Source organism: Nocardia puris (assembly GCF_036051655.1).
Taxonomy (GTDB): Bacteria; Actinomycetota; Actinomycetes; order Mycobacteriales; family Mycobacteriaceae; genus Nocardia; species Nocardia puris.
This window is the reverse complement of record NZ_CP107943.1, coordinates 3447319-3471528: the sequence shown is the minus strand read 5'-3', so window position 1 is coordinate 3471528 and position 24210 is coordinate 3447319. Positions and strand designations below refer to the sequence as shown.

The following is a 24210-nucleotide window of genomic DNA, read 5'->3' as shown; positions in this document are numbered from 1 at the left end:
GGCGCGCGGTAGAAGGGTGCGCCCGTCCCGGGTGTCGGCGCGGCCAAATAAGCTCGGGGCATGCTCACGCTGCTGATGTACGTGGTGTTCGTCGGGCTGGTGGCCGCGGCGCTGTTCTTCGTCGCGAGCGCGATCTTCGGACGGGGTGAGGAACTGGGCCCGTTGCCGGAGGGCACGACGGCCACCGTGCTGCCCGCCGAGGGGATCACCGGCGCCGATGTGCGCGCGCTGCGGTTCCAGCAGGTGGTGCGCGGGTACAAGGCGGCCGAGGTGGACTGGGCGCTGGCCCGGCTGGCCGCCCGCATCGACGAGTTGCAGATCGAACTCGCGCAGGCGCGCTCCGTGCCCGCCCCGCGTCCGGCGACGGGCCGCGACTCCGAATCCCGGACCGGCGGTACGGCGTCCACACCCGAGCTCGCCAAGGACGACGTGGGCTTCAACGGCACGGCCGGGCAGACGTGGACTCCGGAGGCACCGGGCGGCACCGCGACGGGCCCGGGAACCACCCCCGACAACGGTGCCTCGAGCACAGCGACCGGGTACCGATATCCCACGGCCTGGAGTGCCACCGGCGAACCGGCCACCTCCGGCTACGACCAGCAGACCACACCGGCTGGCGGCACACCGACCAGCCCGGCAGCGAGCGGTGGCGACACCGCCGGATCGTCCGAGCAGACCACCACCGGCTGGGGCACCCCGCTCAGCCGCGACGAGCCGGCCGCCCCCGCCGCGCAGCCCGGCGCGACACCGTCCTCCGACAGGTGGGGCATCCCGTTCAACCTCGCGTCCGAGCCGGCCGAGGGCTCGCGGCCGCACCGGACCTCCGGCCCGTCATGAGCGACGACTTCACCCAGCCGCCCGACGGACGCGTGCGCTGTGAGTGGGCGGACGGGTCCGATCTCTACCGCGCCTATCACGACCGCGAGTGGGGCAAGCCCGTCCACGGCGACGACGCCTTGTTCGAACGGGTCTGCCTCGAGGCATTCCAATCCGGACTGGCGTGGATCACCATTCTGCGCAAGCGCCCGGCGTTCCGCGCCGCGTTCGCCGGCTTCTCGATCGAGCGCGTGGCAGGCTTCGGCGACGACGACGTGGCGCGCCTGATGGCCGACGCGGGCATCGTCCGCAATCGCGCGAAAATCGAGGCGGCCATCACCAACGCGCGCGCCGCACTCGCCCTGCCCGACGGGCTGGACCGGCTGATCTGGTCGTTCGCGCCGCCGCCGCGCCCGCGCCCGCGCACCCTCGCCGACGTCCCCGCCACCACGCCCGAATCCGTCGCTCTGGCAAAACAATTGAAGAAACAAGGCTTTCGTTTCGTGGGACCCACCACGGCGTACGCGCTGATGCAGGCCACGGGAATGGTCGACGACCACCTCGCGGACTGCTGGGTGGGCGGCGACCCCGGCGATACCGACCCGGCGGTCACATTTCGAACTCAGGTATCCGTCCACATCGGCGATAGGGAAGAATAGGACCGGTGTAGCTCGCCGAATACCGGCGAGCTGCCTGGTTGGTGACAACTGTAGTTCCAAGAAAGTGCGCAGAAGACCGCGCAGATCTGGAGGGAGCAGAGGATGGCGGCCATGAAGCCCCGCACCGGGGACGGTCCCCTCGAGGCAACCAAAGAAGGGCGTGGAATCGTGATGCGGGTTCCACTCGAGGGTGGCGGGCGTCTGGTCGTAGAGCTCACGCCGGATGAGGCGGCGGCGCTCGGTGACGAACTGAAGAGTGTCACCAGCTAGTCCCACGACACTCGCCGAGGTGGCCGGCCTGCTGGCCTGCCCGGAGTGCCACCTCGGCCTCGAGGTGGCCGACCGGGCGCTGCGCTGCGGCCGCGGCCACAGTTTCGACCTGGCCAAGCAGGGCTACGTCAGCCTGCTGACGGGTGCGTCGACCAAGATGACCGGCGATTCCGCCGCCATGCTCGACGCCCGCGCCGCCTTCCAGAGCGAAGGACATTTCGCGCCGATCGCCGATGCGGTGGCCGCCGCCGTCGGCGGGCACGCGCCCCTGCTCGAGGTCGGCGCGGGCACAGGCTACTACCTGGCCGCCGCGCTGGACGCCGCGCCCGAGGCGCGCGGTATCGCGCTGGACGTGGCCAAACCCGCCGCGCGCCGCTGTGCTCGCTCGCATCCGCGCGCCGCCGCGGTGCTGGCCGACGCCTGGCGCGGGCTGCCGGTCCGCGACGGCGTGCTCGGTGGTGTGCTCTCGGTGTTCGCGCCGCGCAACCCGTCGGAGGTGGCGCGGGTGCTCGGCGCGGACGGACGGTTCGTGGTCGCCGCGCCCACCGACCGTCATCTCGGCGAACTGGTCGAGCACCTGGGCATGGTCGGCGTGGACCCCGACAAGGACCGCCGCCTCGCCGAGACCATGGCGGGACACTTCGCGCCCGGCGACCGCACGGTGGTCGAGTACCCGATGAAGCTGGGCCGCGCGGCGGTCGCGGCGGTGGTCGGCATGGGGCCGTCGGCGCACCACGGCACGGACGAGCGCGCGGCCCGCCTGGCCGCACTCCCCGACCGGGTGGAGGTCACCGCGTCGGTGGTCGTGACGACCTACCGCCCGGTCTGAGCGGGGCTCGCCGCCGCCCTGACCGGGGTTCGCCCCGGCACCTGCACGCGCGCCGCGCATCCGGCACCATCCGTCACCGGCTGGCGCGGCGCGTACTCAACGGCTGGTACCCGGCCCGACAGGCGCCGGCTGGGCGCGAGGCGTACGCGGCGGCTGACCTCCAGGCCCCCGCACGCCTCCCGGCCCCCGCACGTCCACCCGGCCGCGACCTGGCTACTGCCCCGGCTGACCCACCCGCTCGGCGCGCGCGTGCCGGTACACCTCGACGGTGCGTTCCGCGATCCGGGACCAGTCGAATTCCGCGATGGCGCGGGCCCGCCCGGCCGCGCCGAACTCCGCCGCGCGGATCGGATCGCCGGCGACCTCGTTCACCGCGTCGGCCAGATCGCGTTCGTACTTCTCGACGGCGCCCGGGTCGTAGTGCACCAGCCGTCCGGTGTCGCCGTCGACGACCACCTCGGGGATGCCGCCCACGTCGGAGGCCACCACGGCGGTGGCGCAGGCCATCGCCTCCAGGTTGACGATGCCGAGCGGCTCGTAGACCGACGGGCAGACGAAAACGGTGGCGGCGGCGAGGATCTGGCGGATCTGCTCGGTGGGCAGCATCTCGCGCACCCAGAACACGTTGCCACGGCGGGCGCGCAGCTCCTCGACGGCGGCCGCGGTCTCTTCGGCGAGCTCCTCGGTGTCGGGCGCGCCCGCGCACAGCACCAGTTGGATGTCGGGCGCGAAATCGCGTGCGGCGGCGAGGAGGTGCCCCACGCCCTTCTGCCGCGTGATACGCCCGACGAACGCGGCGATGGGTTGGTCGGTGCGCACGCCCAGCTCGTCGAGTATGTGCCGGGAGCCGGGCTCGGCGGGCCCGGGCTGCCACAGCGTGGCGTCGATCCCGTTGTGCACCACGTGCACCCGGGCGGGGTCGATCGCGGGATAGGCGTCGAGCACGTCCCGGCGCATGCCTTCACTGACCGCGATGACGGCGTCGGCGTGCTCCATAGCGTTGCGTTCCGACCACGACGAGAGCCGATAGCCGCCGCCCAGCTGCTCCGCCTTCCACGGCCGTCGCGGCTCCAGCGAATGCGCGGTGAGTATGTGCGGGACGCCGTAGAGCGTGGCCGCCAGATGTCCGGCGAGGCCGGTGTACCAGGTATGCGAATGCACCACATCCACCTCGCCGACGGCGTCGGCCATCCGCAACTGGGTGGACATCATCTGCAACGCGGCGTTGGCGGCGTACAGCGACGGATCGGGTTGGTGCACCACGGCATCCGCGCGCTCGGCGCCCATGCAGTGCACCGTCACCTCGCACAGCCTGCGCAGCTCGGCGGTCAGCTGCGTGACGTGCACGCCGGCGCCCCCGTACACCTCAGGGGGATATTCGCGGGTCAGCATCGCGACGCGTAACAGGTCGCCGAGCTGCCCCGTCTCGCCGGAAACCGCCGTCGAGCGCCCGCCGTCCGTGCCGAAACTCACCGGTTCAAAGTAGACGCTCGACTGCGCAGGGGCCACCCGCGCCCGCACTTCACGGTAGTTTGTGGACTGTGAGGAGCCAGCCGCACGTATTAGGGATCGTGCTCGCCGGTGGCGAGGGCAAGCGCCTGTTCCCGCTCACCGCCGACCGGGCCAAGCCCGCGGTCCCGTTCGGGGGTGCGTACCGGCTCATCGACTTCGTGCTGAGCAACCTGGTCAACGCGGGCTTCCTGCGGCTGTGCGTGCTCACCCAGTACAAGTCGCATTCGCTGGACCGCCACATCTCCCAGACCTGGCGGCTGTCCGGGTTCGGCGGCGAGTACATCACGCCGGTGCCCGCGCAGCAGCGGCTCGGCCCGCGCTGGTACACGGGCAGCGCCGACGCGATCATGCAGTCGCTGAACCTGATCTACGACGAGGACCCCGACTACATCGTGGTGTTCGGCGCCGACCACGTGTACCGGATGGACCCCGAGCAGATGCTGGCGCACCACATCGAGTCCGGCGCGGGCGTCACGGTGGCGGGCATCCGGGTGCCGCGCAGCGAGGCGAGCGCGTTCGGCTGCATCGATTCCGACGAGTCCGGGCGCATCACCCAGTTCCTGGAGAAGCCGGCGCACCCGCCGGGCACCCCCGACGACCCCAATGTCACCTTCGCCTCGATGGGCAACTACGTGTTCACCACCAAGGTGCTGGTGGACTCGATCCGCGCCGACGCCGACAACTCCGACTCCGACCACGACATGGGCGGCGACATCATCCCCGCGCTGGTCGCGGCGGGCGAGGCGGGCGTCTACGACTTCGCCGACAACGAGGTGCCCGGCGCCACCGAACGCGACCGCGGCTACTGGCGCGACGTGGGCACCATCGACGCGTTCTACGACGCGCACATGGACCTGGTCTCGGTGCACCCGGTGTTCAACCTCTACAACAAGCACTGGCCCATCCGCGGCGCGGCCGAGAACCTGCCGCCCGCCAAGTTCGCCCAGGGCGGGCTGGCCCAGGAGTGCATCGTCGGGGCGGGCAGCATCCTGTCGGCGGCCACGGTGCGCACCTCGGTGCTCAGCTCCAACGTGATGGTCGACGACGGCGCCACCGTGGAGGGCTGCGTCCTCATGCCGGGCGTGCGGATCGGGCGCGGCGCGGTGGTGCGGCACGCGATTCTGGACAAGAACGTGGTGGTGGGCGAGGGCGAGATCATCGGCGTGGACCTCGAGCGCGACCGCGATCGCTTCGCCGTCAGCAACGGCGGTGTGGTGACCGTCGGCAAGGGTGTGTGGGTGTAGCCGTCAGGGCTGCGGCGCGATGCAGAACGGCTCGCACGGGCCCGGTGTGCGGGTCACCCCGGGCGAGGGCGCCTCGTCACCGAAATCGGCGGTGGAGACCAGCGCGGCCAGCACCACGGCGATCACCAGCAGGATCCCGAACACGACGGCCGCGCCAGCCCAGTCCTCCGGCCGGTTGCGCTGCTGATCGTCGTCGTTCCTGAACATCGGCTGCTGCCCTTCCGCCCCGGACCATCCGAACACATCGGCGTCGTCGCGGAAAGACCCCACGGTGTCGTAGCGGCCGCCGGACGGGCGTGGGCTCGGGTGGGCGCGCCGGATTCGCTGCTGTCGCTTCACTGACGATCCTTCGTGCGGAATGCCACGCCTCCCGGCGCGGCGGTCTATCTGTGCGCGTTGCGGGTGACCGCGCCGTCACCGCCACGAGTGTGCACCCGCGCGGCTACCCGCGCGACGCGCACAGCAGCCCGTCGCCCACCGGGATCAGCACGCTGGTGAGTTCGGGATGTTCGGCGATCGCCCGCGTGGCCGCGCGGACCGACTGGGTGGCCGGATCGCGCTGCGCCGGATCGGGCACCCGCCCGCCCAGCAGCGCGTTGTGCAGCACGATCGCGCCGCCCTCGCGCAACAGCCGCACACCCTGTTCCACGTATTCGGGGTGCTCGAGCGGCGCGGCATCGATGAAGACCAAGTCGTAGGCGCCGTCGGCGAGGCGGGGCAGCACGTCCAGGGCGCGACCGTTGATGAGCCTGGTGCGGGCGGGCGGGATATCGGCGGCCCGGAATGCCTCCTTGGCCGCCCGCTGATGCTCCGGTTCGGAATCGATGGTGGTCAGCGTGCCGTCCTCGCGCATGCCGTCGAGCAGCCACAGGCCGCTGATGCCCGCGCCGGTGCCGACCTCGACGACCGCCCGCGCGCCCAGCAGCTGGGCGTACATGCTCAGCAGCGCACCGACCGACGGCGGTACGGGTGCCGCACCCAATTCGGTGGCGCGCTCGCGCGCGCTGACGAGGATCTCGTCCTCCACGACGGATTCCTCCACGTAGGAGAGATTTCGCTCCAGGTTCGATGCCACGGGTATGAGGCTAATGCGGTGCGGCTCTCAGCGGCGTCCCGACAACGCGCTTTCCGCGCGGATCGGTTTTCTCAGGTGTCCCTCAGGATCTCCATATCCGGGCCATATCAGGACAGGAAAGAGTGAAGGCACCAGACCAGCCGACCGTGTCACACGGGGCTCGGGAACAACGACATACAGGTAGTCGGTTGTATCTCGTACGCGAGGGTCCGTGACCCGGACCCGCGTGCCGCCCCGAGTTCTACGGTCCTTAGCAGGAGGTAGCCCCATCCACATGGTCACAGGTTCGTTCGCGGCGCAGGGGCGCTCCGAGGTCGCCAAGGCGTCGCCCGCCCTGCCACCCGAGTACGCCACGCTGCCCGAGCAGATCGTCGCGCCCGAGGACGCCGACATCGATCCCGCCGACCTCACCGGCACCGCGGCCTTCGACGCGACCGGCGACCGGTCGGTCATGCCCTCCTGGGACGAGCTGGTCCGCGAGCACGCCGACCGCGTCTACCGGCTGGCCTACCGCCTCTCCGGCGACGCGCAGGACGCCGAGGACCTCACCCAGGAGACGTTCATCCGGGTGTTCCGGTCGCTGTCGAACTACCAGCCGGGCACCTTCGAGGGCTGGCTGCACCGCATCACGACCAACCTGTTCCTGGACATGGTCCGCCGCCGCAACCGCATCCGCATGGAAGCGCTGCCCGAGGACTACGACCGGGTGCCCGCCGAGGGACCCGGCCCCGAGCAGGTCTACCACGACGCCAGGCTCGATCCCGACCTGCAATCCGCCCTCGACGCCCTGGCGCCGGAGTTCCGCGCCGCGGTCGTGCTGTGTGACATCGAGGGCCTGTCCTACGAGGAGATCGGCGCCACGCTCGGCGTGAAGCTGGGCACCGTGCGCAGCCGCATCCACCGCGGGCGTCAGGCACTGCGCGAGCACCTTGCGCATAATGGAACACACCAGCGGTTCGCCGCTGACGCGAACATCGGGTGATCGGCCGGAAGGCGTCGCCCGGATCAGAGCACGTCGTCGGAAGGGTGAGCACCGCATGAGTGGCGAGTCCAGTACGTTCGGTCATCCGCCGCACGGGGCGGACCGGCGAACGCAGGGCCGCACGCCCCGGTTCGCGCCGACCGAGCACCTGGCCAGCGAGGCGGTCGTCGCCTACGTGGACGGCGAACTGCGCATGAACGCGTATCTGCGCGCCGCCCAGCACATCTCGGTCTGCCCGGAGTGCGCGGCCGAGGTGGACGCCCAGCAGCAGGCGCGCATCGCGCTGCGCCAGTCGGGCCCGATCTCCATCCCGCGCGGGCTGCACGACAGCCTGACCCGCATCCCGCTCGCCGAACTGCCCGGCGGCACCACCGAGGGGCGCGGCGTCGGCGGAAACACCCGCAACGAGGCTGTTTTCGGTTTTCTGCCGGATTCGCGCACCGCGACCCGGTGGGCAGCGTGGTGGCGCAAGTAGAGTTTTCCGCGTGACCACCGAAGCGAGGAACACCGGACCCGTGCCGGACGGGCGGCCCACCGAGGGCGACACCCCCGATTCGGCGGCCGACAGGGGGACCCTGAGGCCGCCGGACGCGCCCGTGCTCGGCCCCCGCCCGGTGGTACGTCCCCACATCGACAACCACACCGCGCACACGTTCCGCAGGCCGTCCGGCCAGAGCGGGTCGTTCGCACCCCGCGCCGCGACGCCCGCCGCGCCCGCGGTGCCGGATCTGCCGCAGGCCCGTCCGCCCGACGCGGTGCTGGCCGAGGCGTTCGGCCGCCCCGAGGGCTCCGACGAGCTGTTGCAGCGCGATCCCGGCGCCGCGGGTTCGGCCCCGGCCACCGCCGCGCCCGCCGATCCGTGGCGCGATCCGCACGCCGCCGCCCGTCTGGGCGCGCCCGCGATCCCCACGCCCGAACCGCAGCCGCTGCCGCAGTACCGCAAGCTCACCGCCCGCGAAGTCCTCTTCGGTTCTCGCGTGGCGCCCAAGGCGCTGGCGCTGCTGGCCGCCATCGCGCTCGGCATCGGTCTCCTCGGCGGCTTGGCGGGCCGGCTCACCGCCGAGCAGACCACCAATCTCACCTCCCGCAAGGTCACCCTGGAGCAGACCGAGGGCATCGAGCAGCCGCACGGCCAGATCGCCAAGGTCGCCGACGCGGTGCTGCCGTCGGTGGTGTCGATCCGGGTCACCGTGGGCGACAACGGCGCGACCGGTTCCGGCGTCGTCATCGACGGCGCGGGCTACGTGGTGACCAATAACCACGTCATCTCGATGGCCGCGCAGGACACCAGCGGCCGCGCCGTCATCCGGCTCACCTTCGCCGACGGCAGCCGCGTGCCCGCCGAGATCGTCGGCCGCGATCCCAAGACCGACCTCGCGGTGCTGAAGGTCGACGTCAAGAACCTCACGGTCGCCACGCTGGGCAAGTCCGACGAGGTCCAGGTCGGCGACGACGTGCTGGCCGTCGGTTCGCCACTGGGGCTGAGCAAGACCGTCACCTCGGGCATCGTCAGCGCCCTGCACCGCCCGGTGAAGCTGTCCGGCGAAGGCACCGACACCAACGCGGTGATCGACGCCGTGCAGACCGACGCCTCCATCAACCCGGGTAACTCCGGTGGCGCGCTGGTGGACATGCAGGGCCGCGTGGTGGGCATCAACACCGCCATCCGCAGCGAGACCGGCGGTTCGGTGGGCCTCGGCTTCGCCATCCCGGTCGACACCATGACCGAGGTGGCGCAGACCCTGATCCGCGACGGCGTGATGCACCATCCGATGATCGGCGTGGCCGCCAACACCCGCACCGTCGCCAACGAGGTGATGAGCGGCGCGGCCGTGGCCGATGTGGTGGCGGGCGGTCCCGCCGCCAAGGCGGGCATCGTCGAGGGCGATGTGATCGTGCGGGTGGGCGACCGCGAGGTCACCGGTCCGGACGAGCTGATCGTCGCGGTGCAGTCGCACGAGATCGGCGACACGGTGAACGTGCGGTTGATCCGTGATGGCAGGCAGGTGGATGTGCCTGTGACGTTGGAGTCCGACTGACCTTTCGCGCCGAAGTGCGGGTAGCCTGGTCTCGTGTTCAGCAACATCGGGTGGGGCGAGATGATGATCCTGCTCGTCGCCGCCCTCGTCATCCTCGGGCCGGAGCGGTTGCCCGGCGCCGTGCGCTGGACCACGCAGAGCCTGCGACAGATCCGCGACTACGCCAGCGGCGCCACCGCCCAGCTGAAGAACGAGCTCGGCCCGGAGTTCGAGGATCTGCGCAAACCGCTGGCCGACCTGAACGAGCTGCGCGGGATGACGCCGCGCTCGATGGTCACCAAGCACCTGCTCAACGGCGACGACTCGGTGCTGCGCAGCCTCGAGAAGGCGGTGCCCACCAAGGACGAGTTGTACGGCGCCAACAGCGGAATGCCGGATCACCCGAAGCCGAAGCTGGAAAAACCGTTGGCGCACAATGAACGTCCGCCGATCGATTCCGACGCCACCTGACCGGTGTGTCGCCCGGCGCGTCGTCGGAAAATGCCCGGTGAGGCCGAAACAGACTGGGCCGTCGCGCAGTACGCGATGTCAACGGCTCTAGACACCTGATGCTGTTCAGCTGTCTAGACTTCGCACATGTCGGCCGATGACGTGGCGCGAGTCTTCGCAATCGAGGACAAAGTCGAAAGACTCAAGGCGGCCACCGAGGGGGTGGCGGCGGCGCAGCAGACGATCAACGAACTCACGCGGATCCGCAGGGCGGTCATCAGGGAGCTCCACGCCGAGGGGTGGACGTTCGCCAGAATCGGTGCGGCCGCGGGACTTTCCCGTGCGCGCATCCACCAGGTGAGCACGCAGGGGCCCGCACCGGAGGGGTTGTTCTTCGGGCACGGGTCGCTCACGATCCTCACCCCCGAGGTGCGGGCCGGGCGGGTGCTCGGCGCACCCGATCCCAGCGCGTCGGCGCGGTTGGTGGAGCTGTTGCGCGAACTCGGGTTCGCCGTGTCGGTGGAGACTTTTGCGCCGGGACGGCCCGTGGACCTGAACCGGGACGGGCTGATCGTGCTCGGCGGGCCCGAGCTGTCGCCCAACCTGCGCCAGCTGGTGGCCGCCGATCCGCGCTTGCGGCGCACCGTGGTTCGGGCGGGCGACGCGCGGCGCGGCATCGAGGACCGGGCGGCCCGGCGCGTGTACCGGCCCGCGGGGCCGGAACCGCACGACATCGCGTACCTGGCGCGGCTGCCGCGGCCCGACGGGCGCGGGACCTGCCTGGTGATCGACGGGCTGCATCCGCCCGGTTCACTGGGGGCGGTGCGCCTGCTGGCCACCCGGCTGGCCACCCTGCACGAACGCGCGGCGACCCACCTGTTCTCGGTGCTGGTCGCCGTGCGCTACGACCGCACCAGCGGCGAACCGGTCGACGCGGATCTGCTCACCCCGGTGTACCGCCACGACGGCGATCATCGCCCCTTGCGGCCGCGCCCGCGCCGCTGATCGGATGCCGATCGATTGCCGGTGCACCGAAAGCGCCACGGGCGCACGCAGATAGAGCCGCGGCGGTTTTCCTGTGGCGCATGTCACCCCACCCTCTTATCGTCGTCTTACGAGTCGATGTTTAGATAGCCGTCGAGTAACTGTCGTCCGGGTAGGTGAGCATTCATGGCACACGAGACACGCACACACGCCGGCCGCGGCCCGAGCCGCCGTTGCGGGGAGTCGCGATGAACGTCCTCGTGATCGCCGGACTCCTGGTGTTCCTGCTGACTTTCATCGCGGTCCTGATCGGCGTCACCCGCCGCTCGAACTCCCCCGAAGGTCAGCTCACCGTCGCAGCCCTCCAGGCTCGCCTGGCGCGCGAATCCGACGCCCCCGAACCGTCCGACGAGGACGACGCGGAGGTTTCGTCGGCCGAAATCGAGGAGCCCGCCGACCGCTGACGCGGGCCGGTAAGGCCGTCATCGAGAGCCGCCTCGTCCGAGGTGAGGGGCTGGGTCCCGTGTTCGGCGGGCACCCGCCAGGCCTGGTTGCCGTATGTCGGCGCAGGCGGTGGCCCCGCTACGATCGCCGACGGCTGCCCGCCCGCCGGAGCCAGGCGCTGTCGCGGAGTCCGACCGGATCGGATTCCGTGGTTCGTTGTCGCCGCAGGGCAAGGCCGAGGAGGAGTCGATCACCGGGGCGTGCCGACAAGAACGCGGCCGAGGCCGGCCACGGCCGCCGGATGGAACTTCGCGGCGGGATCTAGCGGTGGATCGGGCCGTCGAGGTGGATGAGGGGGCGGGCGGTGGCGTTATTGCGGTCGGCGAGGATCTGGGCGGCGATCGAGATGGCGGTTTCCTCGGGGGTGCGGGCGTCGAGGTCGAGGCCGAGGGGGCTGCGGAGGCGGCGCAGAGCCGCCTCGGGGACGCCCTCTTCGCGGAGGCGGGCCAGGCGTTCGGCGTGGGTGCGGCGGGAGCCGAGAGCGCCGACGAAGGCGAGGTCGGGCAGGGCCAGGGCGGCGGCGAGCATGGGGACGTCGAATTTCTGGTCGTGGGCGAGCACGCACACCACCGTGCCGGCGTCGACCCGCCCCGCGGCGTGTTCGGCGGCCAGGTAGCGGTGCGGCCAGTCCACCACCACGTCGTGGGCGGCCGGGAAACGCGCCGGGGTGGCGAAGGTTTCGCGGGCGTCGACCACCGTGACGCGGTAGCCCAGCTGACGACCGGTGCGGCTGAGCGCGCGCACGAACTCGTTGGCTCCGGCCAGGATCATCCGCGCCGGCGCGGCCCACACCTGCACGAAGACGCGGGGGCGCCCCGCCGCGCACTCCTCGGTGCCGACGATCCCGCTGCGCCCGGCCGCCAGCGACGCCGCCGCATCCCGCTCGACACCGCGCCACGCGCCGGAATCGCCGGGCCGCAACACCTTCCACTCCCCGGCCGAGTCGAGCACGGTCGCCAGAGCGACCGGCCGACCGGCCGCGAGTTCCGCTCGCACGGCGGACAACTCGGGCAGCCGCGCGGCATCGACGCGCTCCACGAACACCTCGATCTCGCCGCCGCAGGTGAGCCCCACCGCCATCGCGTCGGCCGCCGCGTACCCGAACCGCTCGGTCACCGCTGCCCCGTCGCGCAGCACCGCGCGCGCCGTCTCCACGACCGCGCCTTCCACGCAGCCGCCCGACAGCGACCCGAACACCTCGCCGGATGCCGTCACGATCATCGCGGCCCCGATCTCCCGCGGCCCGGCCCCGGTGGTGTCCACCACCCGCGCCACCGCCACCGGCCCCGCCGCGACGAGCCCGATCAGCCGCTCCACCATTTCCCGCATCAACCCACCGGCCCTTCCTCGAACCGGATCGGCAACCATACCGATCCGCCCGGGCGCCGTTGCCCCCATGCTAGTTGTCCTGCGAATATCTGCCACGCCACCACCATCGGCGGCACGCATCGTTATCCGTCAGCTATCAATAGGCAATCATTGCCGACGGGCCGCGCCATCGCCGCATACCCGCACCGGACACGGCCGCGCACCCACAGTCGATCGCCGGTCCGTGCGAATGCTCGGCAATGTCGACCGGGGCCAGGGTTTCGGACAACGGTCCACCCTCGCCCCCGGTACCTGAGGCGAGTGCACGACTCGCGCGCGTGGCGCCCCGACCGAGAAGGGTTGCCCCACAGAGGCATCTGCCACTGACCGGGCCGCGCGCTCCGGCCGTGCCGCTCTCGTCCCGCGGCCGCTGCGATCGAGCGGGCCACGTCGCGAATCGGCCGACCGGGATGCGCGCGCAGGGATTCCCCCGGCATCACGCGAACCCCTACCGCGCCGCCGCCTCTCGCCCTACGCCGCCACTCGCGACGGGCGCAGGGTGTTCATCGGGGGCCGGTCGGCCAGCGACACTTCCGTGCTGTGCGGGGTGAAAGCGTTTTCCACCAAGGGGAATTGGGTGAGGGCGGCGCCGGAGTCCTGGATGCCGCTGCGGCCCAGGACGGTGCCGAGGATCTGCCTGCTCATCACGCCGAGGTCGGCGAGCGGGCGGTTGCGGTGGGTGCGCACGCCCAGATTGACCTGGCCGATGGCGGACAGGCCCAGGCGGTCGTAGGTGTCGAGCAGCAGCCCGATCTCCACGCCGTAACCGGGGGCGAAGGGTACCGAGGTGAGCAGTTCGCGGGTGCCCGCGTATTCGCCGCCGAGCGGTTGCAGCACCGAGCACAGCTGCGGGCGCAACGCCGCCAGCAGCGGCCGCGCGACGAGTTCGGTGACCCGCCCGCCGCCGTGCGCGTCGACGGACATGCCCTGACGCAGCGGCCGCCGGTAGTACGCCTTCACCAGGTGCATGTCATCGACCAGCAGCAGCGGGCCGAGCAGCTTCGGCACGAACGCCGGATCGGGATCGATGAGATCGGAGTCCACGAACGCCACCAGATCGCCGTCGGTGACCGCCAGCGACCGCCACAGCACCTCGCCCTTACCGGGCATCGGTTCGAGTTCGGGCACGGCCTGCTCCCGGGTGACGACGCGCGCCCCCGCCGCCCGCGCCCGCTCGGCGGTGGCGTCGGTGGAGCCCGAGTCGAGCACCACCAGTTCGTCCACGAGCGTGCCGAGCAGCGGCCGGATGCTGGCCACCACGTCGGCGACGGTGCGTTCCTCGTTCAGCGCGGGCAACACGACCGAGACCGTGCGCCCGCCCTTGGCGTCGATGAGTTCGTCGACCGACCAGCCGGGGGTGTCCCAGGTGTTCGTGGTGGCCCAAGCGGATTCGCGGTGGTGGATTGTCATACCAGACCTCGCAGGGTTCGTGCGGGGGGCCGGATGCCCTGGATCGCGGCGATCATGTCCACGACCCGCCGGGTTTCGGCGACCTCGTGTACGCGAAAGACGCGGGCGCCCGCGGCGGCCGACCACGCTGTCGCTGCCAATGTGCCCTCCAACCGTTCGGAAAGACCGACACCAAGAGTCTCCCCGATGAAATCCTTGTTGCTGAGCGCCATCAAGACCGGCCACCCGGTTTTTACGAGAACGTCGATTCCCCGCAACAACTCGAGCCCGTGATAGGTGTTCTTGCCGAAATCGTGGGTCGGGTCGATGAGGATCGCGTCCTCGCGCACGCCCGCCGCGCGCGCGTTCTCCGCGGCCCGCACCACCGTGTCGGTGACCTCGCGCACCACGTCGGCGTAGCGCACCCGGTGCGGGCGCGTGCGCGGCACCGCGCCGCCGGTGTGACTGCACACGATGCCGACGCCGAGTTCGGCGGCCACCCCCACCAGACCGGGATCCGCGCCCGCCCAGGTGTCGTTGATCAGGTCGGCGCCCTCGGCCACCGCCGCCCGCGCCACCTCCGAACGCCACGTGTCGACGCTGATCAACAGGTCCGGGTATTTGTCGCGGATGGCCGCGACGAACGGCACCACGCGCCGCGACTCCTCGGCCGCGTCCACGGTCTCGCCCGGCCCGGCCTTCACACCGCCGATATCGACGAGGTCGGCGCCCTCGTCCACCGCGCGGCCCACCGCGTCCATGGCGGCGGCGTCGCCGAAGGTGGCGCCCCGGTCGTAGAACGAGTCGGGCGTCCGGTTCACGATAGCCATCACCAGCGCCCGATCCGTCGCCACCGGCTTGCCGCACAGCGTGGGGAGCGGCACTGCGGTCGGGCTGAGCATGTCCTCGACTGTAGCGGCCCGGTGACCGTCGCCCGGTGCGGAGCCCGCGGCGGTCGGGTGCCGCTCACCCACCCGCGTCCGGTCTTCACGCACTGCCGCTACCTCGCCGGAGATCGCCCGCACAGGCCGGTCGTCCGATCTTCGCGACCGGCGGCAGGTGTCCGCCACCGGTCGCCAGGGTCCGTAGCGCCGGCGAGCTAGGCAGTGGGGGCCTTGCCCGCCGCCACGTCGTCGGCGTACCCGTCGTAAGCCGGGACGTAGCCCTCGGACCGCCCGGCCAGCACGTAGAGGGCGGTCTCGCCGTCCGGCGCGTAGCCCTGCTTGCGCAGTTCCACCTTGCGGCTCTTGAATGTGGAGGTCTGCTCGAGTTCGTCGACCACGCGCACGAACAGCGGCACCGCGTAACCGGGCAACTGCTCGAAGGCCTTCGCGGCCAGCGCGCGGCCGTCGAACTCGGCGCCGGGCTGCAAGGTGATCGCCGCCATGCCCGCCTTGCCGTCGGTGCCCGGGATGTCCACGCCGAACACCACGGCCTGCTCGACGGATTCGTGTGCGCCGATCGCGCCCTCGACCTCGGTGGTCGCGACGTTCTCGCCCTTCCAGCGGAACGTGTCGCCGAGCCGGTCCACGAACGCGATGTGCCACCAGCCCTGGTCGCGCACCAGGTCACCGGTGTCGAACCAGGCGTCGCCCTCGGCGAACGCGTCGCGCACGAGCTTGGATTCGGTGGCGTCGGCGTCGGTGTAGCCGTCGAAGGGCTGGCGGTTGTTCACCTTGGCCAGCAGCAGGCCGACCCCGCCCGAACCCACCTTGCGCAGCCGGCCGTCGGGCCCGCGCTTGGCCTTGCCGGTGGCGTCGTCGTACTCGACGATCGCGTACGGCAGGGGACCGAATCCGGCCGTGCGGTTCACCCCGAACGCGTTGACGAACGCGATCGGCGCCTCGCTGGCCCCGTAGAACTCCACCACGCGCCGCACGCCGAACCGGCTGGTGAAGTCGTCCCACAGTTCCGGACGCAGGCCGTTGCCCACCATCAACCGCACCTTGTGCTGCCGGTCGGTGATCCGCCGCGGCTGGTTGAGCAGGTACCGGCACAGCTCGCCGATGTAGATGAACGCGGTGGCGCGCTCACGGATGACCTCGTCCCAGAAGCCCGACGCCGAGAACTTGCGCCCGAGCGCGTAGGTCGCCCCGCCCGCGAGCACCGAGGACAGCGCCACCGTGAGCGCGTTGTTGTGGTACAGCGGCAGGCAGCAGTAGAGGGTGTCGTTGCCGCGCAACCGGACCCCGAGTCCGCCCAGCCCCGACATGCTCTTGGTCCAGCGCTGGTGGGTCATCACGCTGGCCTTCGGCAGGCCCGTGGTGCCGGAGGTGAAGATCAGGAAGGCCCGCTCCCCCGCCTCGATCCGCGCGGTCACGTCGGGATCGGCGGCGTCGGCGGTGCGCGCGGCGACCGCGAGTTCCTCGCTGGACAGCACGTTCGACAGCGGTTCGGGCAGCGAGCTGAGCGCCTGCGCGCATTCGTCGCCCACCACGTTCAGCACGCTGTCGAGCAGGCCGAAGCTGTGCGCGAGCACCTGGTCGCGCTGGTTGTGGTTCAACAGCCCCACGGTCGCACCGAGCTTCACGACGGCCAGCACCGTGAACATCGTCTCGGGCCGGTTCGTCATGAGCACGCCCACCACGTCGCCGCGGCCGACCCCGCGCTGGGACAGCACATCCGCGTACCGGTTGACCTCGGCGTTGGCCTCGCCATAGGTGTAGGCGCGTCCTTCGAACCGCAGGAAAACGCGGTGGGGATGGCGGTGCGCGTTGCGCTGGAAGAAGAGCCCGATGGAGGCCTTCGTCCCCGAGCGCACCAGCATGCCGGGCGCGTTGCGCAACATGCCCGGCGCGTCCAGCGCCATCCCGGGCAGGGCCGTGAGCAGATCGCGCAGGCGCACGGTCGAACGGCTGTCGGTACTCACTCGCTTCGTCTCCTAGCTTCGCGCGGCACTGACCCCCAGTGCCGTCGGTGTCTCCGGGTCAGCCCGGTCGCAGCGCCTCGAAGGCGCCGTGCAGATCGCCGGCCACGGTGATGCGGCCCAAGGCGCGGCCGTTGACGAACCCGCGGTCGCGCAGTCCGTCCACCCAGCGGAAGAGCCCCTCGTAGAAGCCGTCCTGATCCAGCACGACCACGGGTTTGCCGTGCTGGCCGAGATACCCGCCGGTCCACGTCTCGAAGAACTCCTCGAGCGTGCCGATGCCGCCGGGCAGGGTGAGGAACGCGTCGGCGCGGTCCTCCATGATCTGTTTGCGCTCGCGCATGGTGTCGGTGACGACGAGTTCGTCGGCGTCCACGTCGGCGACTTCCTGGTGCACCAGGTGTTTCGGGATCACGCCGATGGTGTTGGCGCCGCCGGCCCGCACCGCGGTGGCGACCGCGCCCATCATCGAGACGTGTCCGCCGCCCGACACCAATTGCCAACCGCGGCGGGCGATCTCGGTGCCCACCCGGGCCGCGAGCGCGAGCGCGTCGGGATCGGTGGTGCTGGCCGAGCAGTACACGCAGACCGAGTAGGGCGCCGGGCTCACCACTTGTCCTCCGTACCGAGGGTGTCGATATCGGCGCGCTCGGCGGCGGCGCGCGCGATGATGTCGACCACGTCCTCCACCCGGTCGGTCACGTGGATGAGGTCCAGATCGGTGTGCGAGATCTTGCCGGACCCCTCCAGGGAGCCGCGCATCCAGTCGACCAGCCCGCTCCAGTATTTGGTGCCGAACAGGATGATCGGGAACCGCGTGATCTTGCGGGTCTGCACCAGGGTGAGCGCCTCGAACAGTTCGTCGAGGGTGCCGAAACCGCCGGGCAGGCAGACGAACGCCTCGGAGTACTTCACGAACATCGTCTTGCGCACGAAGAAGTAGCGGAAGTTGATGCCCAGATCGACCCACTCGTTGAGGCTCTGCTCGAACGGCAATTCGATGCCGAGCCCGATCGAATAGCCGCCCACCTCGCAGGCGCCGCGGTTGGCGGCCTCCATCGCGCCGGGGCCGCCGCCGGTGATGACGGCGAATCCCGCTTCGGCCAGCGCCGCGCCGATCGCCATGCCCGCCTGGTACTCCGGGTGGTCGACGGTCGTGCGGGCCGAACCGAACACGGTGACCGCGCGCGGCACCTCGGCCAGCGCGCCGAAACCCTCCACGAACTCGGCCTGGATCCGTAGCACCCGCCACGGATCCGTGTGCACCCAGTCGCTGTCGCCGCGGCTGTCGAGCAGGTTGCGGTCGGCGGTGCCGACCCCCGGCCTGCGGTCGCGGCGGAACATGATGGGGCCGCGGAACTTGGCTGTCGACTTCGGCTTGCTGGAGACCTCGGGATCGGCGGCGTCGGCGGACATGCGGACCACGTTACCGGTCCGTAGGTTCACCTCGCGGTGCGACCGGTGAACGCTGTGCGGACTCCCGGTGGCGGCCGTGTCAGGCGGTGCCCTCCAGGTAGCTGCGGAGCATCGCGGTGACGGCGGTGATCTGGGCGGTGGGGACGCGCTCGTCGCGTTTGTGCGCCAGATTCGGGTCTCCGGGGCCGAAGTTGACGGCGGGGATGCCGCGCGCGGCGAAGCGGGAGACGTCGGTCCAGCCGTACTTGGCGCGCACGCCGCCGCCACCGTGGCGGTTCACGGCGGCGATCAGGTCGGCGGCGGCGGGGGCGGTGAGTCCCGGCAGCGCGCCGGGGGCGGAGTCGGTGAGCGCGATCTCGAGATCGAGGCCGTCGAAGACCTCGCGCACGTGCGCGAACGCCTGGTCGACGGTGCGGTCCGGCGCGAAGCGGAAGTTGACGTGCACCTCGGCCTCGTCGGGGATCACATTGCCCGCGACACCGCCCGACACCCGTACCGCCGAGAGCCCCTCGCGGTAGACGCAACCGTCGATGTCGACCTGGCGCGCCTCGTAGTCGGCGAGCCGGCTCAGGATCGGGGCCAGCTTGTGAATCGCGTTGTCCCCCATCCACGCCCGCGCCGAATGCGCGCGCACTCCGGTGGTGCTCAGCCACGCGCGCAGCGTGCCCTGGCAGCCCGCCTCGATCCAGCCGCCGGACGGTTCGCCGAGGATCGCCAGATCACCGTCCAGCCACTCGGGCAGGTCGCGTTCGATGTGGCCGAGGCCGTTGTACTCGGCGGCGATCTCCTCGCCGTCGTAGAAGATCAGCGTGAGGTCGTGCACCGGTTCGGCCACCGTCGCGGCGAGGTGCAGGAATACGGCGTCACCGGATTTCATATCGACGGTGCCGCACCCGAACAGCACCTCGGCACCGCTCTCGTCGGTGGTGTACCGGCTCGGCACGTTGTCGGCGATCGGCACGGTGTCCAGATGCCCCGCCAGGATCACCCGGCTCGGCAACCCCCGATTCGTCCGCGCCAGCACCACATTCCCGTGCCGCACCACCTCGAACCCCGCCGCCTGCGTGCGCAACGCCGCCTCCACCACATCCGCGATCACCCTCTCCTCCAGCGAAACGCTGGGGATATCGACGAGCGCGGCGGTCAGCGCGATGGGGTCGGCGGTCAGGTCGATGCTCACCCGCTTCACCCTACGGGCGGGCGACCGGCACGGACATGCCCACCTCGCTATCGTCTGGCGAACACGACAGGACCGAGCAAGGGGGGACCGTGACCGTCGAAGCCTTGCGCGACGATGCCCGCGCAGTGTCCGATCTCGGCGATCACATCAGCCGCGCCGCTGAAGCCGCCCGATGTTCAGTCTGAATCTGCGGCGGGCCGAAACCGGCAAAGACATCGTCATCGGTGTCTCCGTGCGCGGCTACAGCGAGAGCTTCCGGGCGGTCACTGTCCGGCTGCTCGACGATCGGATCGATTGGGAGTACACCCGCGGCCGGAGTATCGCCTACACGGCGAGCTCGATTTCCCTGGCCGACGTTCTCTTCGTACACCCCGTTGAACATCCACGCGGCGCACCGGAATACCTGTGGTTCGCCGCGCCCGACAACTATCCGTTCTATTCCCGGCGGCGAAAGTGGTGGTTTGCGGGTTCGAAATCTGTCTCGCGACATCGTCATCCCGAACCGCAGGCCGGAGCTGGCGGCCGAGGTGATCGCGCGGCGGATCCGGCGGTTCGAACGGATGCGGCGCGGCGGGTGGTAGATCAGTCGGCGAAGGGGGCATGCGTGGGCAGCGGCACAGAGGTGGGCGAACACTTCTGCGGCGGTGCTCGGTACCCTCTGTGGCGTGAGCATTCAGGGAGCAGCAGCAGTCGGTATCGCCAATGTGACCGCGGACGGCACCGTCCTGGACACCTGGTACCCGAGTCCCGAGCTCGGCGAGTTCGGGGAGACCGGCACCAAGCGCCTGGACGACGCCCCCGCCGAGTACGCGGCGCTGCTCGGGCCCGATGAGGCGCGCGGCGTCGAGGTGATCGCGGTGCGCACCGTCATCGCCGATCTGTCGGCCGCGCCGGTCGACGCGCACGACGTCTACCTGCGCCTGCACCTGCTCTCGCACCGGCTGGTCAAGCCGCACGAGGTGAACCTGGACGGCCAGTTCGGCCTGCTCAGCAACGTGGTGTGGACCAACCACGGCCCGGCCGCCGTCGAAGGGTTCGAGGCCACCCGCGCCAAGCTGCGCGCCCGCGGCCCCGTCACCGTCTACAGCATCGACAAGTTCCCGCGCATGGTCGACTACGTCATCCCCGCGGGTGTGCGCATCGGCGACGCCGACCGCGTGCGCCTCGGCGCGCACCTGGCCGCGGGTACCACCGTGATGCACGAGGGCTTCGTCAACTTCAACGCGGGCACGCTCGGCGCGTCCATGGTCGAGGGTCGCATCTCGGCGGGCGTCGTCGTGGGCGACGGCTCCGACGTGGGCGGCGGCGCCTCCATCATGGGCACCCTCTCCGGCGGCGGCACCACCGTCATTTCGATCGGCGAGCGCTCCCTGCTCGGCGCCAACGCCGGCGTCGGCATCCCCCTCGGCGACGACTGCGTGATCGAAGCCGGCCTCTACGTCACCGCAGGCACCAAGGTCACCACCCCCGACGGCACCGTGGTCAAGGCGTCCGAACTCAGCGGCCGCGACAACCTCCTGTTCCGCCGCAACTCCACCACCGGCGCGGTCGAGGTCGTCCCCCGCAAGGGCACCGGCATCGAACTCAACGCCGCCCTCCACGCCAACTAAGACCCTTCCGGCCGCGACCGCTCCCCTCCCCTGGTGAACACAAAGGTTGGGAAAGCGGCAGATCGCCACCACGACCGGTTCGGATCGAGCCATTCCTCGCCCGTCTCGAGATCGTCGGCGCGGGAACGATCGCCGCGAATCCGATTCCTGCCGAGCGGGTTCGGCTAGTCCAGGCCGAAGGCGATGATGCGGTCGGGGTGGAGGCGGATGAGGGGGGCCGGCTGGTCGGACAGGTAGGTGGGGACGGCGGTGAGGGGTTCGGCGGTGCCGCGGACTTCGACGCAGCGGACGCGCCACGGGGAGACCGAGACGATGTCGTCGACGACGAAGGAGACGCGGGGGTTGGTGGCGAGGTTGCGAAACTTCTTGGAGGCGGCCAAGTTGTGGCCCGCGATGTCGATGGTGCCGAGTTCCGGGTTGTAGCGGAAGCCGACCGGGTTGTTCTGCGGTGAGCCGTCGGGGCGCACGGTGGCGAGCCGGCCCAGCCGCTGGCCGTCCAGGTAGGCGATCTGCTCGGGGGTGAAGGTTGTCATGGAAACTACGGTAGGACCTCGAGCGAACTCGAGGTCAACACCTCAGCCGAGCTTCTTCTTCTGCACCTTGCCCATGGCGTTGCGCGGCAACGCGTCCACCACGCGCACCTCGCGCGGGCGCTTGTGCACCGAAAGCTGTTCGGCCACATGGTCGATCAGCTGCTTCTCCAGCTCCGCCCCGGCTTCCCCACGCGGCACCACGAACGCGACCACGCGCTGCCCCAGGTCGTGATCGGGCAGCCCGACCACCGCCGCCTCGGCGACCGCCGGATGCCCCAGCAGCACCGTCTCCACCTCGCCCGCACCGATGCGGTAACCACCGGACTTGATGAGGTCCACCGACTCCCGGCCCACGATGCGATGGAAGCTGTCCGCGTCGATGACGGCCACGTCGCCGGTCTTGAACCAGCCGTCGTCGGTCCAGTTCTCGGCCGTCACCTCCGGCCTGCCGAAGTACCCGTCGAACAGCATCGGACCGCGCACCTGGAGACCGCCGATGCTCTCGCCGTCGTGCGGAACGTCGGCGCCCGCCTCGTCCCGCAGCCGGGTTTCCACACCCCGCACCGGGAGGCCCACCCAGCCCGGCCTGCGTTCCCCATCGGCGCGGGTGGACAGCGTGATCATCGTTTCGCTCATCCCGTACCGCTCGACGGGCGCGTGCCCGGTCAGCTCGCGCAGCCGCTCGAACACCGGCACCGGCAGCGGCGCGCTTCCCGACACCAGCAGTCGAGCACCGGCCAATTCCTTTGCGACATCGGGATCTTCGACGATGCGCGACCACACCGTCGGCACACCGAAGTACAGCGAACCCTTCGCGTCGGCGTACGCGCGCGGCGTCGGTTTGCCGGTGTGGATCAGCGGGCTGCCGACGCGCAGCGGACCCAGCACACCCAGAATCAGGCCGTGCACGTGGAACAGCGGAAGTCCGTGCACCAGAACATCCCTCGATGTCCACTGCCACGCCTCGGCCAACGCGTCCAACCCGGCGGCAATCGCACCCCGACTGAGCACGACACCCTTCGGAAGGCCCGTCGTGCCCGAGGTGTACAGGATGAAAGCCGGTGCGGCAGAAGCGGTTTCGGGGTAGGTGTGCCAGGACCGCGCGTGCAGGCGCACCGGAATCACCGGTAGTTCAGTACCTTCCGGAGCCTCACCGAGCCACGCCTGCGCACCCGAATCCGCCAGCATGTGCGCGAGTTCGGCCGCACCGGAATCGGGCGGGATCGGCACCACGGTGACGCCGGCGATGAGCGACCCGACCACCGCCAGCACCGTGCGCGCGGTGGGCCGCGCGAGCACGGCGACCCGCTCGGCCCGCGCCACGCGCTCGGCCACCGACGTCGCCGCGCCGAGCAGATCACTGCGCGAGAGGGTGACGCCGTCGATGGTGATCGCGTCGGGAATGTCCGCGCCCGCGGCGACCGCGGCCGGATTCAGGGAACGCAGCAGCAACACCCGCCCAACCTACTGCGTCGCGGGGCGGCGGGCGGCGCGCGGGCTGCACGAACCACCTCGGGTTGCCGAGAACGGTGATGGCCCGACACGCCCGCATCACCGCGTCACGACAGGAAGACGGTTGCGCGGTCCCTGTTGACACCCTCACGAGACGGTGAGAAGGTCAATACACATCCTTCTCAACGACGAGAACGGGGTCCACGATGACCGCACCGCAGCGCGCGCACACCGCGCCCCCTACGGACTTCGACATCGAAAACCACCTGGACGGTTCCGCCGCTTTCTTCGGCGCCGCCGCGAACGTCATCATGCAGCTCAGTGCGCCGCCGGTCGGTTACGGCGTGCTCGAAAGCACCGTCGACAGCGGCAAGGTCATGCTGCACCCCATCAAACGCACGCGCACCACGCTGACCTATCTCGCCGTGGCGATGATGGGCACCGACGAGGAACGCACGGCCTATCGGGAGGCGGTGAACCTTTCCCATCGAGCGGTCCGGTCCACCGCGGGCAGCCCCGTGAAGTACAACGCGTTCGATCCGCAATTGCAGTTGTGGGTGGCGGCCTGCCTGTACTGGGGTGCGCGCGATCTCTACGAACGCATGCACGGGCCGATGGACGCGGCGACCGCCGACGAGTTCTATCGTCACGCGGAACGCCTCGGGACGACCCTGCAAATGAGGCCCGAGCAGTGGCCGCCCGACCGGGCCGCTTTCGACGCCTACTGGAACGCGCACCTATCGAAGACGGTCATAGACCCTCCGGTTCGCGAGTACTTCTGGGACCTCGTGAACCTGAAGATGTTCCCGCGGCCCGTCCAACTCGCCCTGGCACCTTTTCACCGCTGGGTCACGGCGGGCCTCCTACCCCCGCACCTGCGCACCCAGATGGGCATGCACTGGACTCCGCGCGATGACCGCCGCCTCGCCCGCATGCTCACCACGATCGGTGCCGTCGAGGGCCGTATGCCCAAGCAGATCAAGGCATTTCCCGTGAACGCCTTCCTCTGGGACATGCGCCTCCGCCGCCGCCTCGGCCGCAGCTTGGTGTGAA

25 protein-coding genes and 1 pseudogene are annotated in these 24210 nt (G+C 70.7%); 13 read left to right on the top strand and 13 right to left on the bottom strand.

Going from position 1 to position 24210, the window contains the following annotated elements; all coding sequences use genetic code 11:
- Nucleotides 1–60: 60 nt before the first annotated feature.
- From OHB21_RS15895 to OHB21_RS15880, 4 genes and pseudogenes are all read left to right on the top strand, one after another.
- Nucleotides 61–423 (top strand): annotated as a pseudogene (locus OHB21_RS15895) (DivIVA domain-containing protein); the annotation flags it as partial.
- Between the two features lie 410 nt (nt 424–833).
- Nucleotides 834–1475 (top strand): DNA-3-methyladenine glycosylase I, encoded by a 642-nt coding sequence (locus tag OHB21_RS15890; protein WP_195124793.1) that lies wholly within the window; start codon nt 834–836, stop codon nt 1473–1475.
- A 102-nt stretch (nt 1476–1577) separates the two neighbouring features.
- Nucleotides 1578–1745: a DUF3117 domain-containing protein gene (locus OHB21_RS15885; RefSeq protein ID WP_011211259.1), complete on the top strand. Its 168-nt coding sequence runs from the start codon at nt 1578–1580 to the stop codon at nt 1743–1745.
- 19 nt (nt 1746–1764) lie between these two features.
- Nucleotides 1765–2574 (top strand): putative RNA methyltransferase, encoded by an 810-nt coding sequence (locus tag OHB21_RS15880; protein WP_195124792.1) that lies wholly within the window; start codon nt 1765–1767, stop codon nt 2572–2574.
- 213 nt (nt 2575–2787) lie between these two features.
- Here the strand turns inward: OHB21_RS15880 and glgA are convergent, their stop codons facing one another.
- Nucleotides 2788–3966, bottom strand: coding sequence for a glycogen synthase (gene glgA, locus OHB21_RS15875; protein ID WP_067508507.1), 1179 nt, complete (start codon nt 3964–3966; stop codon nt 2788–2790).
- Nucleotides 3967–4115: 149 nt separating this feature from the next.
- Between glgA and glgC the strand changes: the two genes are divergently transcribed.
- The gene (gene glgC / locus OHB21_RS15870) at nt 4116–5330 is read left to right on the top strand and encodes a glucose-1-phosphate adenylyltransferase (protein ID WP_067508476.1); all 1215 of its coding nucleotides are present in this window, start codon (nt 4116–4118) and stop codon (nt 5328–5330) included.
- A gap of 3 nt (nt 5331–5333) precedes the next feature.
- Here the strand turns inward: glgC and OHB21_RS15865 are convergent, their stop codons facing one another.
- Both OHB21_RS15865 and OHB21_RS15860 read right to left on the bottom strand, forming a co-directional pair.
- Nucleotides 5334–5669, bottom strand: a complete 336-nt coding sequence (locus tag OHB21_RS15865; RefSeq protein WP_067508474.1) for a hypothetical protein — start codon at nt 5667–5669, stop codon at nt 5334–5336.
- A 103-nt stretch (nt 5670–5772) separates the two neighbouring features.
- Entirely contained in the window at nt 5773–6405 is a 633-nt protein-coding gene (locus OHB21_RS15860; protein ID WP_407675212.1) for an O-methyltransferase, read from the bottom strand.
- 274 nt (nt 6406–6679) lie between these two features.
- Between OHB21_RS15860 and sigE the strand changes: the two genes are divergently transcribed.
- From sigE to OHB21_RS15830, 6 genes are all read left to right on the top strand, one after another.
- Nucleotides 6680–7387 (top strand): RNA polymerase sigma factor SigE, encoded by a 708-nt coding sequence (gene sigE, locus OHB21_RS15855; protein ID WP_228789042.1) that lies wholly within the window; start codon nt 6680–6682, stop codon nt 7385–7387.
- A 55-nt stretch (nt 7388–7442) separates the two neighbouring features.
- Complete coding sequence (locus OHB21_RS15850) at nt 7443–7862, top strand: hypothetical protein (RefSeq protein WP_067508470.1); 420 nt, start codon at nt 7443–7445, stop codon at nt 7860–7862.
- Nucleotides 7863–7872: 10 nt separating this feature from the next.
- Entirely contained in the window at nt 7873–9426 is a 1554-nt protein-coding gene (locus OHB21_RS15845) for a S1C family serine protease (protein ID WP_195124791.1), read from the top strand.
- A gap of 33 nt (nt 9427–9459) precedes the next feature.
- On the top strand, nt 9460–9876 hold the full coding sequence (tatB, locus tag OHB21_RS15840) for a Sec-independent protein translocase protein TatB (protein ID WP_067508468.1): 417 nt from the start codon (nt 9460–9462) through the stop codon (nt 9874–9876).
- A gap of 126 nt (nt 9877–10002) precedes the next feature.
- Nucleotides 10003–10860 carry a hypothetical protein gene (locus tag OHB21_RS15835; RefSeq protein WP_067508466.1) on the top strand — a complete coding sequence of 286 codons (858 nt, stop codon included), beginning with the start codon at nt 10003–10005 and terminating at the stop codon, nt 10858–10860.
- 227 nt (nt 10861–11087) lie between these two features.
- A complete protein-coding gene (locus OHB21_RS15830) occupies nt 11088–11303 on the top strand; it encodes a hypothetical protein (protein WP_067508463.1) in 216 nt (71 codons plus the stop codon).
- Nucleotides 11304–11604: 301 nt separating this feature from the next.
- Here OHB21_RS15830 and OHB21_RS15825 read toward each other — a convergent pair whose 3' ends face one another.
- The 8 genes from OHB21_RS15825 to OHB21_RS15790 form a co-directional block, all read right to left on the bottom strand.
- Complete coding sequence (locus OHB21_RS15825; RefSeq protein WP_067508461.1) at nt 11605–12672, bottom strand: XdhC family protein; 1068 nt, start codon at nt 12670–12672, stop codon at nt 11605–11607.
- Between the two features lie 510 nt (nt 12673–13182).
- Nucleotides 13183–14121 (bottom strand): glucosyl-3-phosphoglycerate synthase, encoded by a 939-nt coding sequence (locus OHB21_RS15820; protein ID WP_195124790.1) that lies wholly within the window; start codon nt 14119–14121, stop codon nt 13183–13185.
- Complete coding sequence (gene folP / locus OHB21_RS15815) at nt 14118–15002, bottom strand: dihydropteroate synthase (RefSeq protein ID WP_067508456.1); 885 nt, start codon at nt 15000–15002, stop codon at nt 14118–14120. The genes OHB21_RS15820 and folP overlap by 4 nt, the downstream gene beginning before the upstream one ends.
- A gap of 197 nt (nt 15003–15199) precedes the next feature.
- The gene (locus OHB21_RS15810; RefSeq protein ID WP_195124789.1) at nt 15200–16969 is read right to left on the bottom strand and encodes a long-chain-acyl-CoA synthetase; all 1770 of its coding nucleotides are present in this window, start codon (nt 16967–16969) and stop codon (nt 15200–15202) included.
- A gap of 58 nt (nt 16970–17027) precedes the next feature.
- The gene (locus OHB21_RS15805; protein ID WP_407675207.1) at nt 17028–17579 is read right to left on the bottom strand and encodes an LOG family protein; all 552 of its coding nucleotides are present in this window, start codon (nt 17577–17579) and stop codon (nt 17028–17030) included.
- Nucleotides 17573–18382, bottom strand: coding sequence for an LOG family protein (locus OHB21_RS15800; RefSeq protein WP_067508449.1), 810 nt, complete (start codon nt 18380–18382; stop codon nt 17573–17575). Before OHB21_RS15800 ends, OHB21_RS15805 begins: the two co-directional genes overlap by 7 nt.
- Before the next feature lie 79 nt (nt 18383–18461).
- Nucleotides 18462–19562: a succinyl-diaminopimelate desuccinylase gene (gene dapE, locus OHB21_RS15795; protein ID WP_195124787.1), complete on the bottom strand. Its 1101-nt coding sequence runs from the start codon at nt 19560–19562 to the stop codon at nt 18462–18464.
- Between the two features lie 142 nt (nt 19563–19704).
- Entirely contained in the window at nt 19705–20235 is a 531-nt protein-coding gene (locus tag OHB21_RS15790; protein WP_147265780.1) for a hypothetical protein, read from the bottom strand.
- On the opposite strand from OHB21_RS15790, the gene dapD reads away from it, so the two are divergent.
- Nucleotides 20228–21172, top strand: a complete 945-nt coding sequence (dapD, locus tag OHB21_RS15785) for a 2,3,4,5-tetrahydropyridine-2,6-dicarboxylate N-succinyltransferase (protein WP_067508445.1) — start codon at nt 20228–20230, stop codon at nt 21170–21172. The two genes, OHB21_RS15790 and dapD, sit on opposite strands and share 8 nt — an antisense overlap.
- Before the next feature lie 164 nt (nt 21173–21336).
- On the opposite strand, the gene OHB21_RS15780 is transcribed toward dapD, so the two are convergent.
- Both OHB21_RS15780 and OHB21_RS15775 read right to left on the bottom strand, forming a co-directional pair.
- Complete coding sequence (locus tag OHB21_RS15780) at nt 21337–21705, bottom strand: PPOX class F420-dependent oxidoreductase (protein ID WP_195124786.1); 369 nt, start codon at nt 21703–21705, stop codon at nt 21337–21339.
- Between the two features lie 42 nt (nt 21706–21747).
- Nucleotides 21748–23157 carry an acyl-CoA synthetase gene (locus tag OHB21_RS15775; RefSeq protein ID WP_195124884.1) on the bottom strand — a complete coding sequence of 470 codons (1410 nt, stop codon included), beginning with the start codon at nt 23155–23157 and terminating at the stop codon, nt 21748–21750.
- 206 nt (nt 23158–23363) lie between these two features.
- On the opposite strand from OHB21_RS15775, the gene OHB21_RS15770 reads away from it, so the two are divergent.
- Nucleotides 23364–24209: an oxygenase MpaB family protein gene (locus OHB21_RS15770; RefSeq protein ID WP_067508441.1), complete on the top strand. Its 846-nt coding sequence runs from the start codon at nt 23364–23366 to the stop codon at nt 24207–24209.
- Nucleotide 24210: the final 1 nt, after the last annotated feature.